The organism is Pseudomonas sp. 910_21 (assembly GCF_052850735.1).
This window is the reverse complement of sequence record NZ_VXCY01000001.1, coordinates 519,492-534,052: the sequence shown is the minus strand read 5'-3', so window position 1 is coordinate 534,052 and position 14,561 is coordinate 519,492. Positions and strand designations below refer to the sequence as shown.

Annotated in this window: 19 protein-coding genes; 10 read left to right on the top strand and 9 right to left on the bottom strand. The window is 59.3% G+C overall.

Annotated elements, in window-relative coordinates; translation table 11 throughout:
- Positions 1 to 3: 3 nt before the first annotated feature.
- From FW796_RS02460 to recX, 5 genes are all read left to right on the top strand, one after another.
- A complete protein-coding gene (locus FW796_RS02460; RefSeq protein ID WP_346635882.1) occupies positions 4 to 846 on the top strand; it encodes a putidacin L1 family lectin-like bacteriocin in 843 nt (280 codons plus the stop codon).
- Positions 847 to 942: 96 nt separating this feature from the next.
- The gene (locus tag FW796_RS02455) at positions 943 to 1,356 is read left to right on the top strand and encodes a hypothetical protein (RefSeq protein ID WP_346635881.1); all 414 of its coding nucleotides are present in this window, start codon (positions 943 to 945) and stop codon (positions 1,354 to 1,356) included.
- Positions 1,357 to 1,601: 245 nt separating this feature from the next.
- Positions 1,602 to 2,102 carry a CinA family protein gene (locus FW796_RS02450; RefSeq protein ID WP_346635880.1) on the top strand — a complete coding sequence of 167 codons (501 nt, stop codon included), beginning with the start codon at positions 1,602 to 1,604 and terminating at the stop codon, positions 2,100 to 2,102.
- Between the two features lie 83 nt (positions 2,103 to 2,185).
- Entirely contained in the window at positions 2,186 to 3,238 is a 1,053-nt protein-coding gene (recA, locus tag FW796_RS02445) for a recombinase RecA (RefSeq protein WP_011059579.1), read from the top strand.
- Positions 3,239 to 3,246: 8 nt separating this feature from the next.
- Positions 3,247 to 3,714, top strand: coding sequence for a recombination regulator RecX (gene recX / locus FW796_RS02440; RefSeq protein WP_194237500.1), 468 nt, complete (start codon positions 3,247 to 3,249; stop codon positions 3,712 to 3,714).
- 40 nt (positions 3,715 to 3,754) lie between these two features.
- Here the strand turns inward: recX and FW796_RS02435 are convergent, their stop codons facing one another.
- Complete coding sequence (locus FW796_RS02435; protein ID WP_346635879.1) at positions 3,755 to 4,873, bottom strand: LOG family protein; 1,119 nt, start codon at positions 4,871 to 4,873, stop codon at positions 3,755 to 3,757.
- Positions 4,874 to 5,326: 453 nt separating this feature from the next.
- On the opposite strand from FW796_RS02435, the gene FW796_RS02430 reads away from it, so the two are divergent.
- Positions 5,327 to 5,521 (top strand): hypothetical protein, encoded by a 195-nt coding sequence (locus tag FW796_RS02430; RefSeq protein ID WP_110594975.1) that lies wholly within the window; start codon positions 5,327 to 5,329, stop codon positions 5,519 to 5,521.
- A 1-nt stretch (position 5,522) separates the two neighbouring features.
- Here the strand turns inward: FW796_RS02430 and FW796_RS02425 are convergent, their stop codons facing one another.
- A complete protein-coding gene (locus tag FW796_RS02425; protein WP_194237498.1) occupies positions 5,523 to 5,948 on the bottom strand; it encodes a quorum-sensing-regulated virulence factor family protein in 426 nt (141 codons plus the stop codon).
- A gap of 191 nt (positions 5,949 to 6,139) precedes the next feature.
- On the opposite strand from FW796_RS02425, the gene FW796_RS02420 reads away from it, so the two are divergent.
- A complete protein-coding gene (locus FW796_RS02420; RefSeq protein ID WP_446438969.1) occupies positions 6,140 to 6,850 on the top strand; it encodes a tRNA-uridine aminocarboxypropyltransferase in 711 nt (236 codons plus the stop codon).
- Here the strand turns inward: FW796_RS02420 and FW796_RS02415 are convergent.
- On the bottom strand, positions 6,834 to 7,742 hold the full coding sequence (locus FW796_RS02415; protein ID WP_346635878.1) for a DMT family transporter: 909 nt from the start codon (positions 7,740 to 7,742) through the stop codon (positions 6,834 to 6,836). The two genes, FW796_RS02420 and FW796_RS02415, sit on opposite strands and share 17 nt — an antisense overlap.
- A gap of 238 nt (positions 7,743 to 7,980) precedes the next feature.
- Between FW796_RS02415 and erdR the strand changes: the two genes are divergently transcribed.
- Both erdR and FW796_RS02405 read left to right on the top strand, forming a co-directional pair.
- Entirely contained in the window at positions 7,981 to 8,631 is a 651-nt protein-coding gene (gene erdR / locus FW796_RS02410) for a response regulator transcription factor ErdR (RefSeq protein ID WP_060837817.1), read from the top strand.
- Between the two features lie 75 nt (positions 8,632 to 8,706).
- Positions 8,707 to 9,069 (top strand): diacylglycerol kinase, encoded by a 363-nt coding sequence (locus FW796_RS02405; protein WP_123727711.1) that lies wholly within the window; start codon positions 8,707 to 8,709, stop codon positions 9,067 to 9,069.
- On the opposite strand, the gene FW796_RS02400 is transcribed toward FW796_RS02405, so the two are convergent.
- On the bottom strand, positions 9,066 to 9,992 hold the full coding sequence (locus FW796_RS02400; protein ID WP_446438968.1) for a LysR family transcriptional regulator: 927 nt from the start codon (positions 9,990 to 9,992) through the stop codon (positions 9,066 to 9,068). The genes FW796_RS02405 and FW796_RS02400 overlap by 4 nt on opposite strands.
- Positions 9,993 to 10,111: 119 nt before the next feature.
- Here FW796_RS02400 and fpr point away from each other — a divergent pair, with 119 nt between their 5' ends.
- On the top strand, positions 10,112 to 10,891 hold the full coding sequence (gene fpr, locus FW796_RS02395) for a ferredoxin-NADP reductase (protein WP_003198368.1): 780 nt from the start codon (positions 10,112 to 10,114) through the stop codon (positions 10,889 to 10,891).
- Positions 10,892 to 11,013: 122 nt separating this feature from the next.
- Here fpr and tsaA read toward each other — a convergent pair whose 3' ends face one another.
- From tsaA to FW796_RS02370, 5 genes are all read right to left on the bottom strand, one after another.
- Positions 11,014 to 11,709: a tRNA (N6-threonylcarbamoyladenosine(37)-N6)-methyltransferase TrmO gene (gene tsaA / locus FW796_RS02390; RefSeq protein WP_446438967.1), complete on the bottom strand. Its 696-nt coding sequence runs from the start codon at positions 11,707 to 11,709 to the stop codon at positions 11,014 to 11,016.
- Positions 11,710 to 11,829: 120 nt separating this feature from the next.
- The gene (locus FW796_RS02385; RefSeq protein ID WP_194237495.1) at positions 11,830 to 12,600 is read right to left on the bottom strand and encodes an SDR family oxidoreductase; all 771 of its coding nucleotides are present in this window, start codon (positions 12,598 to 12,600) and stop codon (positions 11,830 to 11,832) included.
- A gap of 119 nt (positions 12,601 to 12,719) precedes the next feature.
- The gene (locus tag FW796_RS02380; protein ID WP_194237494.1) at positions 12,720 to 13,181 is read right to left on the bottom strand and encodes a DUF1456 family protein; all 462 of its coding nucleotides are present in this window, start codon (positions 13,179 to 13,181) and stop codon (positions 12,720 to 12,722) included.
- Positions 13,182 to 13,247: 66 nt separating this feature from the next.
- Positions 13,248 to 13,958 carry an rRNA pseudouridine synthase gene (locus FW796_RS02375; protein WP_446438966.1) on the bottom strand — a complete coding sequence of 237 codons (711 nt, stop codon included), beginning with the start codon at positions 13,956 to 13,958 and terminating at the stop codon, positions 13,248 to 13,250.
- A gap of 82 nt (positions 13,959 to 14,040) precedes the next feature.
- Positions 14,041 to 14,514 carry a GNAT family N-acetyltransferase gene (locus FW796_RS02370; RefSeq protein ID WP_446438965.1) on the bottom strand — a complete coding sequence of 158 codons (474 nt, stop codon included), beginning with the start codon at positions 14,512 to 14,514 and terminating at the stop codon, positions 14,041 to 14,043.
- Between the last annotated feature and the right edge of the window lie 47 nt (positions 14,515 to 14,561).

Below are 14,561 nucleotides of genomic sequence, written 5' to 3'. Positions count from 1 at the left end.
AACATGGCTTGGATTCGATACGACTTTACCGATAACGGTTCTTCTATACTGCCTGCGCGCTATTACATGGCGCCGAACCAGTATCTGCAGTCCCCCAATAAGCGCTTCAAGTTGCTCTTTCAGCCTGATGGCAACCTCGCGCTTTATGACGGTGCTCAGTTGGCGTGGGTCGCCGATCAGAACACGCCCTTCACTAATGTGAGCAAGGGCAACAAAAAAGACCCCATGATGGTCTTCATGAACTATGGCTTCGTACTGGATGACCCACTGCGTGGCCGTATCTGGTCGACGACACCCAGCGACCCCACCATGGGCTCTCGCGAAGATGCGTCCTTGCGAGCGTTCACTCAGGTTCAGGATGACGGGAACATCGTCACCGTCGACACCATCCCTCACTGGTATGCGCCCAACGGTCGCGTGTTCACTCCGGCTGTCGGGGCGGCCATGATCATTGGTGGTACTACGGAGTTGGTACCGGGGCAGTTCTACAGTGCGGGCGATCACTCCCTGGTTTTCCAGGGTGACGGCAATCTGGTGGTTTACGGCCCGAACTCCAGCGTCGTCTGGGCGACCTACACCCAGAACAAAGGCGGCGTGAGATGCGTGATGCAGGATGACGGTAACCTGGTGATCTACGCAGCGAACAATGCCGTCGTGTGGCAAAGCGGCACCGCCGGCCGTCCCGGCGCCACTATCCGCTTGCAGGCCAACGGCAGCTTCACGATCGTGACCGAGCGGCCGATCTGGGCTCGCTTCGGGTACACCCCGACCATCAAGCCGCCCCGTGTCTTCTACCCGGACCACAAGTGGAAAACCGGTAGCTACACCTGGGACAACGTGTTCTAAAAAACAGCAATGAGCCCCGTGATAAGGCGGGGCTTTTGCATCTCTTCTTCGAGACTTCAGTGGGTTTGCTTATGTAGCTCGCCCATTGAGAAAGCCATGAGCTTCGACCCCATCGCCTTTGAGCGACATGAAAGCGGCACTCTCCGTGACCGACCATTCCATTCAAAGGTGAAAAATATGAACGCAGTAACCATGGGCAAGCACTTCATTACCGTATTCCCAAAAGGGATTGTGGAGATCGTTTCGGCTGCTCAAAACACGGGTGGCCTGATCATCCAGACGGGTTTGATCAAGACCTCGACAGGTGTCGTCGATCTGTATGTGGGACCGACCGGTTCTTCCATCTCCAATGCGGCGATCATCTTCTCTGGCAATGGCTCTACCATTTCCGGCAGCGACTCCGAGATTGTCATGCCGTACCCGATCCGTATTCCCGCGGGCCAGGCATTGTGGGCATATGCATCCACTCCAGGCGGTGCAATCGCATTGACCTGGGACTTGCTGGCCTGACCTTTCTGCGCAGGGAAGGCTGGTGAATAGTCATCGGTGCTTTTGTTCATTCCGGCAGGCTTGGGTAGCGGGGTGCCAGCGCCAGCTTCGTGGCTGGCGCTGTTCCTGGCGCGGGGCGGGACTGTTCGAGACCACCTCATCTGAAGCAGTGTTCCAGAGCCGTCCGGTTTCCTGACAGCTTGTCACTTGCAAGCCATCTTGCCTGGTGTACGGTAGGTGCACGCCAGCCCCATCAGGAGAGGATCGTGAAAGAAATTACCCAGCTTGCCGCTGAACTCGGCCGGCGTTTGCAGGTTCTGAATACCCACGTCACCACTGCGGAGTCCTGCACCGGCGGTGGGATTGCCGAGGCGATCACGCGGATCCCGGGCAGCTCGGCCTGGTTTGAGGCCGGTTATGTCACCTACTCCAACCGCCAGAAGACCCTGCAATTGAATGTGCCGGCCGATTTGTTCAATTCGGTCGGTGCGGTCAGTCGAGAAGTAGTGGAGGCCATGGTCCGGGGCGCGCAGGCCAAGAGTCATGCGCATTTTGCGGTGGCGGTCAGTGGTATCGCCGGGCCGGATGGCGGTTCTGCGCAGAAGCCGGTAGGTACGGTGTGGCTGGCCTGGGGCGCGGGAGAGACGTTGACCACCGAGTGCCGACACTTCCCCGGGAATCGCGATGAGGTTCGCCGACAAACGGTGAAGGCCGCGCTAGAGGGGTTGCTGCAACACGCTGCAGCAGAAATCGCAAATCAGGGGTAGGCGATCCTCGAGCGCTGTGGAATAATACTGGCTACTTATACAGGTGTTGGCCGTCAGGCCTTATTGATTACGTGAGGACTTTAATGGACGACAACAAGAAGAAAGCCTTGGCTGCGGCCCTGGGTCAGATCGAACGTCAATTCGGCAAGGGTGCCGTAATGCGTATGGGCGATCACGACCGTCAGGCGATCCCGGCCATTTCCACTGGCTCTCTGGGTCTGGACATTGCTCTGGGCATTGGCGGTCTGCCAAAAGGCCGTATCGTTGAAATCTACGGCCCTGAGTCGTCCGGTAAGACCACTCTGACCCTGTCGGTCATTGCCCAGGCGCAGAAAGCCGGTGCCACTTGTGCCTTCGTCGACGCCGAGCACGCGCTGGATCCGGAATACGCCGGCAAGCTGGGTGTCAACGTCGATGACCTGCTGGTTTCTCAGCCGGATACCGGCGAGCAGGCCCTGGAAATCACCGACATGCTGGTGCGTTCCAACGCGGTTGACGTGATCATCGTCGACTCCGTGGCGGCCCTGGTGCCCAAGGCTGAAATCGAAGGCGAGATGGGCGACATGCACGTGGGCCTGCAAGCCCGCCTGATGTCCCAGGCGCTGCGTAAAATCACCGGTAACATCAAGAATGCCAACTGCCTGGTGATCTTCATCAACCAGATCCGTATGAAGATCGGTGTGATGTTCGGCAGCCCGGAAACCACCACCGGTGGTAACGCGCTGAAGTTCTACGCTTCGGTTCGTCTGGACATTCGTCGTACCGGCGCGGTGAAGGAAGGCGACGAAGTGGTCGGTAGCGAAACCCGAGTCAAGATCGTCAAGAACAAGGTGGCTCCGCCGTTCCGTCAGGCCGAGTTCCAGATTCTTTACGGCAAGGGTATCTACCTCAACGGCGAGATCATCGACCTGGGCGTGCTGCACGGCTTCCTGGAAAAATCCGGTGCCTGGTACAGCTATCAGGGCAACAAGATCGGTCAGGGCAAGGCCAACTCGGCCAAGTTCCTGCAGGACAACCCGGAAATCGGCAACGCGCTGGAGAAGCAGATCCGCGAGAAGCTGCTGACCGCTTCGCCAGACGTCAAAGCCAATCCGGTCAAAGAGACCGAAGACGATATGGCCGACGCTGATATCTGATTGATCCAATGACCGCCGTACTCGATACCCTCGTCGCGGTGCGGCGAACTGCAATGGACCTGCTCGCGCGACGCGAGCACGGTCGAGTCGAGCTGACGCGTAAACTGCGTCAGCGCGGCGCCTCTCCTGAAATGATCGAAGCCGCCCTGGACCGTTTGACGGAAGAGGGTCTGCTTTCCGAATCCCGTTATCTCGAAAGTTTTGTTTCCTATCGTGCCCGCTCAGGTTACGGGCCGATGCGTATTCGCGAAGAGCTCAGCCAGCGTGGCTTGCAGCGAGGTGATATCGATCTTGCTCTGCGTGAGTGCGGTATCGACTGGCAGGAGCAGTTGCGAGACGTCTGGCAGCGCAAGTTTGCCGGGCAGCTTCCTGTGGATGCCCGAGAACGGGCCAAGCAAGGGCGCTTTCTGAGTTACCGCGGGTATTCCATGGACATGATCGGCCGCCTGTTGAGCGGCCGAGGGGTGGATGACTGAGGTTATACCCGCTGCATGATGCAGCGGGCGACGGTGCTTATCAGCTGACTTTGCTGGTTTCTCGCACGCGTTGGCGGGTCTCGGTTTGTTGCTTGGTCCAGTTCTCGGGCAGGTTGATAAAGTCGATCAGTTCCCGCAGACGGCCGTTGTCACGAGCGTTGAAAACGAACGATAGCCGCGCCAGATGGCTGAACTGAACTTCGTCGTGCTCCTCTCCTCTGTAGGCATGTTGCTGAAACTGGCCGCTCAAGCACAGGTCGGCGAATGCTGTCTGCATGTGTTCCAGCGCCTGTTCATTGAGGCTGTGGTTCATGCGGATGACAAACTCCTGCTTCAGCCAACGGCTGGAGTGGAAGTTGGCGTAGAACTGCTGGATTTCCTTAACTGCCTCTTCTGTACTGTGTACCAGGCGCACCAGCTTCATGTCGCTGGGCAGGATGTAGCGATTGGCCTCCAACTGGTTATGGATGAAGTCCAGGGCGCCTTGCCAGAACTGTCCGCCAGGTGCGTCCAGTAACACCACCGGTACCAGAGGGCTTTTGCCGGTCTGGATCAGGGTCAGTACTTCCAGGGCTTCATCCAGGGTGCCGAAACCGCCTGGGCAGAGCACCAGGGCATCGGCTTCCTTGACGAAGAACAGCTTGCGGGTGAAGAAGAAGTGGAACGACAGCAGGTTCTCCGTACCGCCGACGGTGGGGTTGGCATGTTGCTCGAAGGGCAGGGTGATGTTGAAGCCCAGGCTGTGTTCCAGGCCCGCGCCGTCATGGGCCGCGGCCATGATGCCGCCACCGGCGCCGGTGATAACCATCAGGTCCGAACGGGCCAGAGCGGCTCCCAGTTCCTTGGCCATGGCATAAAGCGGATGCTCGCTGGGCGTTCGCGCCGAGCCGAATACCGTCACTTTGCGCCGGCCCTTGAACTGTTCCAGTACCCGGAAGGCATGTTCCAGCTCGCGTAGCGCTTGCAGGGTAATCTTGGCGTTCCAGCGGTTGAGGTCGTCCTCGGCCATGCGCAGGACGGTGAGAACCATGTCGCGATAGAGGGGGATATTCGGGCTGTTGGGGGCAATCTGGTTGAGTTGCGCTTCGACCTGGCTTGTGAGGTCGACGCCCTTGCTTTGGAAATGACGAGTTAACAGGTCATTCGATTGGTAAGGCATTCAGCTTCTCCTTCTGCGCAGAACCTTGTGCACGACCGAAGTATTCGAACGTGCCACGACACAGCCTGTGTCGCTGCCTGCTCAGCCCAGCGTGTGAGCAATTCTCCTGTCCCGATCACCGCTGACCGTCGCTGGGCCGCAATCGAGGTATCCACAGAGGTTCTGCTTTCCTTTATTAAGAAAAAATTGCACTGCAAGACGTACAAGAACGGCCTCCTGAACCGTCCTGGAACAATCGATGGGAACCTTCGGACATGACTTGATCATGTGCCCATAAAGTCTTGGCTGGCAACCGCTTCTTGGTGAATTTACCAGCCTTGGCACCATTGGTCAGGCGCCAAGGCAAGGGCTCGTGGCTCTGATTTACTAAAGTGCAGCGCTGGGTTCAGGAGCCGGGCCCAGGAAGGGGTCGCGGCCATTCGTCCGTGCAAGCCGAGGGCAGGGAGGCAAGGGATGACCACTGTCGTGCTGGAAGTCGATCCGCAGTTGTACCAGCTGTTGCAAGCTGCTGCGGCGGCCCATCATTTGAGCCTTGAGGAAGAATGCCGACGCCGGTTGGCGGGGGAGGAGCGGCCTTCGCGATATCTGCAGGCCCTGGTGGCGGAGTTGCGCGCCGATGATCAGCAGCGGCGCGCGTCCCGTTCTTGATTCACTTCTTCTTTGGCGCTTTCTGAGAAGGGCAATCCGATTCCTGGAAGCGCGCCGAGGCTACAGGGCGATTGGTGCGGTTTTCGGTGAACTCGTAGCGCATGACTGCGCCTTTGGCCATCAGCTTGCGGTAGTTGGGGTTGCGGCAGACGCTGGCGCCCAGTTGCAAGTAGACGGCCTTGGGGTTGGCACGCATCTGTTCGGCGTGGCCGGCCTGGACGCTGAGGTGGTTGATCAGTTCCTTGCCTTCAACGGTATAACCCTGATCGAGAATGTTCTCGTTGACTTCCCGGGGAGTGCCGACGTTGCTTTCCGCAGCGACCTTCTCCAGCATTTTGCTCAGTTCGAACTCTTGCAAGGACGCAGCCTGGACACCCAGGGGCAAGGCCAGCAGAAGGGCGACGGTAGGGATGGTAAAGCGCAACATGAAACTCTCCTGGTGCAGTGACTGATGCTTCGACCAGCCACTCGACTGTGCGTTCAGTGGCGACGAATTATAGGGGGAGAGCTAGGAAGGCGGTACAGGTTTGAACAGATAGCTCTGATAAACTTGTCCCACTTTTTACCCCTTCGAGTTATTTTCGTGTCGATTCCTGTCCTTTGCCGGTGTGCTCAGCGATGAGCCATGCGGTATCCCGTTTACGTGATCTGCGCATGGCTCGTGCGGTCAAACCCTTTTTTGCACGGGGCTCACGGGCTGAGCGCTGCCCGCGTTGCCGAGTGATTCCCAGTCATTGCCTGTGTGCCTGGCGGCCCAAGGTCAGCGCCGAGTCGGCCATGTGCCTGGTGATGCACGATGTGGAGCCGCTCAAACCGAGTAATACCGGCTGGTTGATCGCCGATGTGATTGCCGATACCTGGGCGTTTCACTGGTCTCGTACCGAGGTCGATCCGCAATTGCTGGCTTTGCTTGCCGATCCGCAGTGGCAACCCTATATCGTCTTTCCCGGAGAGTTCGTGGCCCCCGAGCGAGTGGTCAGCGAGGTCCGGCGGCAGGAAGGCAAGCGCCCGCTGTTCATTCTGCTGGATGCCACCTGGAGCGAAGCCCGCAAGATGTTTCGCAAGAGCCCCTATCTTGAGCACTTGCCGGTGCTGAGCCTGTCTTCCGAGAAGCTCTCGCGCTACAAGTTGCGGCGCTCCAAGCGTGATGATCATTTCTGTACCGCCGAGGTAGCCGCTCTATGCCTGGAGTTGGCGGGGGACGAGCAGGTCAGCCAGGTAATGGATGCCTATCTTGACGTATTCAGCACTCATTACCTGTCGGCGAAGTTCCAGAAGGCCATCGATCCGCAGGATGAAGTGCATTCCCGGCTCAAGCCCTTTGTGTAGTGGTAGCCGTTGCCTGGGATTTTTGCGGCCATAGTTGGGCCACTAGCATGCCGCTGAGCATGAGTGCACAGCCGAAGTAACCGCGCAGTTGCAGTGATTCATTCAGCAGCCAGGCACCGGCAATCGCGGCAAACACGGCTTCGAGGGACAGAATGATCGCCGCATGGGAGGCGATCGCGTCTTTCTGGGCAATCACTTGCAGGGTGTAGCCGACGCCGACAGCAATCACGCCCCCGTAAAGAATGGCCGGGCCGGCGGCGACAATCGCGTTCCAGTGAATCGGCTCCAGGCACAGCGCCAGGGCCAGGCTCACCACCGAACAGGTGGCAAATTGCAGGAAGGCCAGGCGAATCGGGTCGTGTCGGCTGGCGAATACTCCCACCAGGATTACGTGTGCGCCCCAGACAAAGGCGCCGATCAGTTGCAGCCAGTCGCCAGATGCAACGTGAAAGCTGTCGCTGACGCTCAACAGGAACATGCCCACCACGGCCAGCATCGCGCCGAGCCAAGTACCCAGGCCTGTCTTGTGGCCAATCAGCAGTCCCAGCAGCGGCACTACAATGACGTAGAGTCCGGTGATGAACCCGGCATTGGTTACGCTGGTAAACATCAGGCCGACCTGCTGCAGGTTGATCCCTAGGGCAAGGGCCAGGCCCATGAGCACGCCGCCCAACAACAGGCCACGATTGAGCAGGGGTTCGGCTTGGCGGTCAGCGGGCGTTTTGCGCAGTACCAGCGGTAGTAGGCAGAGTGAGCCCAGGGCGAAACGCAGGCCGGAATAGAGGAAGGGGCCGATATGATCCATGCCGGAGGTTTGTGCGACAAACGCTGAGCCCCAGATGACGGCGGTGATCAGCATCAGGACATCGGCACGCAATGCTTGGCTTCGCATGAGGGCTCTCTTATTAGTTAGCTGGCTAAGATGCCGCAAAGCTTCAAGCTTGACCACCCCAGCTTCGCTGGGCATGCTTGGCGCCGATTAGGGCGCCAGCGCTGTTTGAACCATCGTTTTGCTCAGGCTTTTCGCGGCGTTCGTGTTCTTTGGGTGTCGCACTCTGGCGAGCCCCCGTGTTGCTTGGGTGAGGGCTGAATGCATCAGTCCTGCCATGAAAAACAGGATCATTTGAAAAATGGCCACATACGAAATCCTGATTGCCGATGACCACCCGCTTTTTCGCAGTGCACTGCATCAAGCCGTCACTCTGGGCTTGGGCCCTGATGTGCGTCTGGTGGAAGTGGCGAGCATCGCCGAGCTGGAAACCCGCCTCACCGAAAAAGCTGACTGGGATCTGGTGCTGCTGGACCTGAACATGCCCGGTGCCTACGGTTTCTCAGGCCTGGTGTTGTTGCGCGGGCAGTATCCGCAGATTCCAGTGGTGATGGTTTCGGCGCAGGAAGAAGCGTCCGTCATGGTTCGTTCCCGCGAGTTCGGGGCCAGCGGTTTCATTCCCAAGTCCAGTTCTCTGGAAGTCATTCAGCAGGCGGTGCGCAGCGTCCTTGATGGCGACGTCTGGTGGCCGCCGCAAGCCTTTGAAGAAGTCAGTGTCTCGGCGGAAGCCAAGGCTGCCAGCGAAGGCCTGGCAAGCCTGACGCCTCAGCAGTTTCGGGTTCTGACCATGGTCTGCGAGGGGTTGCTGAACAAACAGATCGCTTATGAGCTGAGTGTTTCCGAGGCGACGATCAAGGCTCACGTGACGGCAATTTTCCGCAAACTCGGGGTTCGCACCCGCACCCAGGCGGCCTTGCTCTTGCAACAACTTGAGTCAATTTCCAGCCATTAACCGGCTGCTTGTTCACGCTTTTTTGACTTTGGTTGAACTAGCTTCCCCACTCCTTTTTCTTCAGTTGCTCAGCTTATGTCGCCTTTCAAAGGTCAAACCGGTCTTAAACGCATCCTCAACGCCGCGGGCTATTCGTTCGATGGCTTGCGCGCCGCCTTCACCGGCGAGGCAGCATTTCGTCAGTTGGTGTTGCTCAACGTGATCCTGATTCCCTTGAGCTTCCTGCTCAACGTCAGCCGGGTCGAGCGCGCGCTGCTGATTGCCGTGTGTCTGCTGGCGTTGATCGTCGAGTTGCTCAATTCGGCGGTGGAGGCAGCGATCGATCGCATTTCCCTGGATCGTCACCCGTTGTCGAAGAACGCCAAGGACATGGGCAGCGCAGCGCAGTTTATTGCCTTGAGCATGATCACTATCGTTTGGGCAGTGATCCTGATCTAAGGAATGCTCGGCAGGACGATTTCGTCGCTGCGCTGTACCCCGGCGGTAAAGGAACGGCACAGTTCGAGGAACTCGCGCATGGCTGAAGTCTGATACTTCTGTTTATGCCAGATGAAGTAGAACTGCCGGGCCAGATCCAGGCCCGGTGTTTCCACTGGCACCAGGCTGCCACGACGAAAGGCATCCCTCAGCGCCAGTCTGGAGATGCAACCAATCCCCAATCCCGACTCCACGGCACGCTTGATGGCTTCGGTGTGCTCCAGCTCCAGGCGGATATTCAGCGCGCTGCGGTGGTGACGCATGGCCTGGTCGAAGGTCAGTCGGGTTCCGGAACCCTGCTCGCGGAGGATCCAGGCTTCGTGGGTCAGCTCTTCCATGCTGGCGTGGCCGCGTTTGGCCATAGGGTGCTGGGGCGCGCAAAACACCACCAGCTCATCCTCGACCCAGGTTTGCACCTCGATATCCGGATGACTGCAGTCGCCTTCGATTAGACCCAGATCAATTTCGTAGTGGGCCACCTGTTGCACGATATGCGCAGTGTTTTGCACATGGAGCTTCACCTGGCTTTCCGGATGCACCTGCATGAAGCTGCCGATCAGCAGGGTCGCCAGGTAATTGCCAATGGTCAGGGTGGCGCCCACCGAGAGCGAGCCGAATCCGGACTTGCCATTGAGCAGGTCCTCGATCTCCTTGGCCTGGTCCAGCAGTGCCACCGCTTGTGGCAAAAGCTGTTTGCCCAGGGCGTTGAGGCTCAGGCGCTTGCCGGCGCGATCAAACAGCTGGCAACTGGATTGGCGCTCGAGTTCGGTGATCGAGGTGCTGGCCGCTGATTGCGACAGGGCCAGAAGCCCGGCAGCCCGAGAAACGCTCTCTTGCTGGGCGACGGCGACGAAGACTTGCAGTTGACGGAGAGTAAATCGCATATCGATATAACCGATAACCCTTATCTTAATAATCCAGTTAACAGATATTGTCGCCGCCATTAGAATGCTGTGCAATTGCGCTCATGGTCAGCGCAGGCAATTTCTAGGAGCCCCCGTACATGAGCAACATGAACCACGAGCGTGTCCTCAGTGTTCATCACTGGAATGACACTCTGTTCAGCTTCAAGTGCACCCGCGATCCGGGTTTGCGCTTCGAGAACGGTCAGTTCGTGATGATCGGCCTGCAACAGCCCAATGGCCGTCCGCTTATGCGTGCCTACTCCATTGCCAGCCCGAACTGGGAAGAGCATCTCGAATTTTTCAGCATCAAGGTTCCAGACGGTCCGTTGACTTCCCAATTGCAGCATTTGAAGGAAGGCGACGAGATCATCATCAGCAAGAAGCCAACCGGTACCCTGGTACTGGATGACTTGAAACCGGGCAAACATCTGTACCTGCTCAGCACTGGTACCGGCCTGGCGCCATTCATGAGCGTGATCCAGGATCCGGAAACCTACGAGCGTTTCGAAAAAGTGATCCTGTGCCACGGCGTACGCTACGTCAACGAAGTCGCCTACCGCGAATTCATCACCGAGCATCTGCCGCAGAACGAGTTCTTCGGCGAAGCACTGCGTGAGAAGTTGATCTACTACCCCACCGTGACCCGTGAGCCGTTCGAGAACGAAGGCCGCCTGACCGACCTGATGCGCAGCGGCAAACTGTTCCGCGACATCGGCCTGCCGCCGATCAACCCCCAGGACGACCGCGCCATGCTGTGCGGTAGCCCGAGCATGCTGGATGAAACCAGTGAAGTGCTCAACAGCTTCGGCCTGACCGTTTCGCCGCGCATGCGCGAACCGGGTGACTACCTGATCGAGCGCGCTTTCGTCGAAAAGTAGGAACGAGCTTGCTCGCGAAGACCGCCCAGGCAGCGCATCCGTGCTGACTGGGCGGGTGCTCCCAGACACAAAAAAGCCCGCGTTGCCTGAAAAGGCAACGCGGGCTTTTTCGTTTCCAGGGTTCAGCCGGCGAGGACCACTTCCAACACCCGGATCAGCCCAGGCTCGGGGTAATGCCAGCGCACATCCAAGTCCCAGAACTGCGCACCGTATTCCCGCTCGGCAGTGGGCACCTGATAGGCCGGGCGCGGGTCCTGGGCCAGACACTGCTCGATGAGTTCTACCAAGGGCTCCTGCAGACGCTGAGCTTGGGTCTTGGCCTGTTGCAGGGCATTGTCCTGCCACTGCACTGGAATCAACTGTGGTGCAGCACTAGCGATCTCATTGCTCGCCGTGGCAATGATGTCGGCGTAGGGCACGTAGGGTTTGATATCGAGGATTGGTGTGCCGTCCAGCAGGTCGATGCCAGAGATCCACAGGCGATTGGCCTCGACCTTGTCCAGCTTGACCACCGACTGGCCAATACCGTTGGGCCTGTGGGTAGCGCGTGTGGCGAAGACCCCCATGGACTTGTTGCCCCCCAGGCGCGGTGGGCGCACCTTGAGCCGGGGTTTCTCCTCCAGGGCCTGGTGAAACAGGAACAGCAGCCAGACATGACTGACTTGCTCCAGCCCCTGCACCGCATCGCCCTGATCGAAGGGCGCCACCAATTCCACTACCCCACGGGCGGCGGGTGCCAGTTGCGGCTGGCGCGGGATGGCGAACTTCTCCTTGAAACAGGAACGCACGAAACCGATGGGAGAAACGCTGTAGGTCATGTTCTGGGGTCGAGGCTGGGAGAGGAGGAGCCATGATAACCCGTTCGCTGGCAAGCCAGCTCCTACAACGCCCAGCGCCATCCGTAGGAGCCGGCTTGCCGGCGAAGCACACGACACCGATCAGAGACTGAACCCACCATCCAGAGGAATGACATTCCCGGTCATGTAAGCCCCCGCGGTGCTCGCCAGGCTGATAGCCAGGGCCGCCATTTCTTCTTCCCGGCCCCAGCGCTTCATCGGGATCAACGCCGTATCCTCGGCCAGGGCCTGTTCATCATTGCCGATGTGCTGGGTCATCTTGCTGGGGAAACGTCCCGGAGCGATGACATTGACGTTGATGTGCTGGCTCACTAGCTCCCGGGCCAGAATGCGCGACATCTGGTGCAGGGCCGCCTTGCTCGGACCATAGGCGTAGGCCTGTTCGCCAAAGGAGCTGATCCCGGCCACCGAGCCAATGTTGATGATGCGCGCCGGATTGGCCGCCGAGCCGGCCCCGCGCAGCAGCGGCAGCAGTTGCTGGATACAACTGAACACCGAGGTCACGTTCAACTGCATGACCTTCTCCCAGCCCTTGGCCGGGTAGCTTTCCAGGGGCGCGCCCCAAGTGGTGCCAGCGTTGTTCACCAGAATGTCCAGAGCGTCCAGTTGCTGGCCCAGTGCGGCGGCGAGTTGCTGCACGCCTTCTTCGCTGGCCAGGTTGGCGGCCAGTCCCCGGCAGGCGCCAAACGCTGCCAGTTCCTCGGCGGTTTGCCGGCAGGCCTCGGGATCACGGGCACAGATATAGACCCGGGCGCCGGCCTCGACGAAGGCCTTGGCGATCATCTTGCCGATGCCACGAGTGCCACCGGTCACCAGGGCGGTGCGGCCTTGCAGGGAAAAGTAGGGATGCATGACGAGTCCTGAGGGGATGTGGGTGTGTGCCTACCCTAGTCTTCAGGCGTTCGTCGCGGAGCCACTATTGTCTTGCGCAATAGTGGCTCATCAGAGGCGCTGACGGTGTGCGTCGACGCTCAGCCGCGTACTCGCAGGGTCAGGCCCTTGAGAAAGTTGCGCAGCAACTGGTCGCCGCAGGGACGGTAGTTGGTGTGGCCGAACTTGCGAAACAGCGCGCTGAGTTCGGGCTTGGACACTGGGAAGTCGGCGGCCTTGAGCACGGCGTGCATGTCGTCTTCCTTGAGTTCGAAGGCTACGCGCAGCTTCTTCAGGATGATGTTGTTGGTCACCGGCAGTTCGATCGGCAGCGGCGGACGGCTTTCATCCTTGCCGCGCTTGAAGATCACCAGGCCGTCGAGGAAATGCGCCATGACTTCGTCCGGGCAGTGCACGAAGCCTTCTTCCTCGTCCTTCTTCAGGTAGCTGACGATGTCGTCCAGGCTGACCTTGAAACCGGTGAGCTTGATGATTTCCACGACCTTCTTGTCGCTGATATCGAGCATGTAGCGCACGCTGCGCAGTACATCGTTATGAATCATGGTTACAGTCCTGATCAATGCGCGTGGAGCGCCGCGCCAGGGCACGGCGTCTGAATGGGGGAGGTTTTAGAACTTCTCTTTGGTCGACAGGTAACGCCACTGGCCCAGTGGCACTTTGCCGATGGACACGCCGCCGATCCGGATGCGGCGAATGGCGACGACCTTGAGGCCGACGGCTTGGCAAAACAGCGCGATCACGCCTGGCTGTGGATTCTTCATGGCGAAGCGCAGGCGGTTTTCGTTCTGCCAGCTGGCCTTGACCGGTGGCAGCTCGCGGCCTTTGTAGGTCAGGCCGTGGTTCAGGCGGTTGAGGCCGTGATCGATCATCTCGCCTGCGACCTCGACCACGTATTCCTGCTCGATCTTGGCCGCATCGGCCGTCAGTTTGCGCAGCACTTTCCAGTCCTGGGTGAACACCAGCAGGCCACTGGCGTTGGGCTGCAGGTCTTCACTGGCGGTCAGGCGCAGGAAGTGCCCGCGTAGCGGACGTTTGCCGTAGCGGTGCTCATCCGACAGGCTGTCGGCGCCGATGGATGCCAGGGCGCTGTCCAGGTCCTGGCCGGCGGGCATATTGAGCAGAATGGTCACCGGCTCCGGGGCAGTGGCCTTGGCCTCGGGGTCGAGGACGACCTTTTGCGCGCCGACCTTGAACTGCGGTTCGTCGATGACTTCGCCGTCTACGGTGACCCAGCCGCCCTCGATGAACAGCTCAGCCTCCCGGCGGGAGCAGCCGACCAGTTCGATGAGGCGTTTGGAGAGACGAATCGGGTCAGTCATGACAGGGGCCGTAACAAAAGAGGGCAGCTATTGTACCTGCCTGGCGCCGGTTAATCGCGGGTCCATTTGCCCGCTGTGGCTTTTAGCCGCGTCGGGCCTGCAGTTGTGGTTGTTTCAGGCGCATGTGCAACAACGGGTAAGGCTGGCCCATACCGTCCTGCTCAGAGCGGCCGACCACTTCGAAGCCTTGCTTGAAGTAGAAGCCCAGGGCCTGGGGGTTCTGTTCATTGACGTCCAGTTGCTGAGCATTCAGGTGTTCCACTGCGTAGTGCAGCAGGTGCCGGCCCAGGCCCTGGCCGCGATGGGCCGGGTCGATGAACAGCATCTCGATCTTGCCTGCCGCCACGCCTGCGAAACCGGTGATGCGTTGCCGCTGATCCCGGGTACAGATCAGCATTACCGCATCCAGGTAGCGGGTCAGCACCAGCTTTCTCAGCAGCTCTATATAGCTTTCCGGGAGAAAGTCGTGGGTGGCGCGCACCGAGTCTTCCCAGACGCGGACCAGTTCCGGGTAGTCGCTGAGTTTCGGTGTGTGGATGACCGAGTGGTGGCGCATGCCGCTGCCCCTGATGTGATTGGCAAGGGCTAACGATAGACCGAAAA

Excerpts from the sequence above, each read along its gene's own strand:
- fpr (WP_003198368.1), top strand. The coding sequence starts at position 10,112 with ATGAGCAACATGAACCACGAGCGTGTCCTCAGTGTTCATCACTGGAAT.
- FW796_RS02380 (WP_194237494.1), bottom strand. The coding sequence starts at position 13,181 with ATGATTCATAACGATGTACTGCGCAGCGTGCGCTACATGCTCGATATC.
- erdR (WP_060837817.1), top strand. The coding sequence starts at position 7,981 with ATGGCCACATACGAAATCCTGATTGCCGATGACCACCCGCTTTTTCGC.
- recX (WP_194237500.1), top strand. The coding sequence starts at position 3,247 with ATGACCGCCGTACTCGATACCCTCGTCGCGGTGCGGCGAACTGCAATG.
- FW796_RS02385 (WP_194237495.1), bottom strand. The coding sequence starts at position 12,600 with ATGCATCCCTACTTTTCCCTGCAAGGCCGCACCGCCCTGGTGACCGGT.
- FW796_RS02435 (WP_346635879.1), bottom strand. The coding sequence starts at position 4,873 with ATGCCTTACCAATCGAATGACCTGTTAACTCGTCATTTCCAAAGCAAG.
- FW796_RS02460 (WP_346635882.1), top strand. The coding sequence starts at position 4 with ATGGCTTGGATTCGATACGACTTTACCGATAACGGTTCTTCTATACTG.
- FW796_RS02425 (WP_194237498.1), bottom strand. The coding sequence starts at position 5,948 with ATGTTGCGCTTTACCATCCCTACCGTCGCCCTTCTGCTGGCCTTGCCC.
- FW796_RS02400 (WP_446438968.1), bottom strand. The coding sequence starts at position 9,992 with ATGCGATTTACTCTCCGTCAACTGCAAGTCTTCGTCGCCGTCGCCCAG.
- tsaA (WP_446438967.1), bottom strand. The coding sequence starts at position 11,709 with ATGACCTACAGCGTTTCTCCCATCGGTTTCGTGCGTTCCTGTTTCAAG.
- recA (WP_011059579.1), top strand. The coding sequence starts at position 2,186 with ATGGACGACAACAAGAAGAAAGCCTTGGCTGCGGCCCTGGGTCAGATC.
- FW796_RS02375 (WP_446438966.1), bottom strand. The coding sequence starts at position 13,958 with ATGACTGACCCGATTCGTCTCTCCAAACGCCTCATCGAACTGGTCGGC.
- FW796_RS02430 (WP_110594975.1), top strand. The coding sequence starts at position 5,327 with ATGACCACTGTCGTGCTGGAAGTCGATCCGCAGTTGTACCAGCTGTTG.
- FW796_RS02420 (WP_446438969.1), top strand. The coding sequence starts at position 6,140 with ATGAGCCATGCGGTATCCCGTTTACGTGATCTGCGCATGGCTCGTGCG.
- FW796_RS02370 (WP_446438965.1), bottom strand. The coding sequence starts at position 14,514 with ATGCGCCACCACTCGGTCATCCACACACCGAAACTCAGCGACTACCCG.
- FW796_RS02455 (WP_346635881.1), top strand. The coding sequence starts at position 943 with ATGAGCTTCGACCCCATCGCCTTTGAGCGACATGAAAGCGGCACTCTC.
- FW796_RS02405 (WP_123727711.1), top strand. The coding sequence starts at position 8,707 with ATGTCGCCTTTCAAAGGTCAAACCGGTCTTAAACGCATCCTCAACGCC.
- FW796_RS02415 (WP_346635878.1), bottom strand. The coding sequence starts at position 7,742 with ATGCGAAGCCAAGCATTGCGTGCCGATGTCCTGATGCTGATCACCGCC.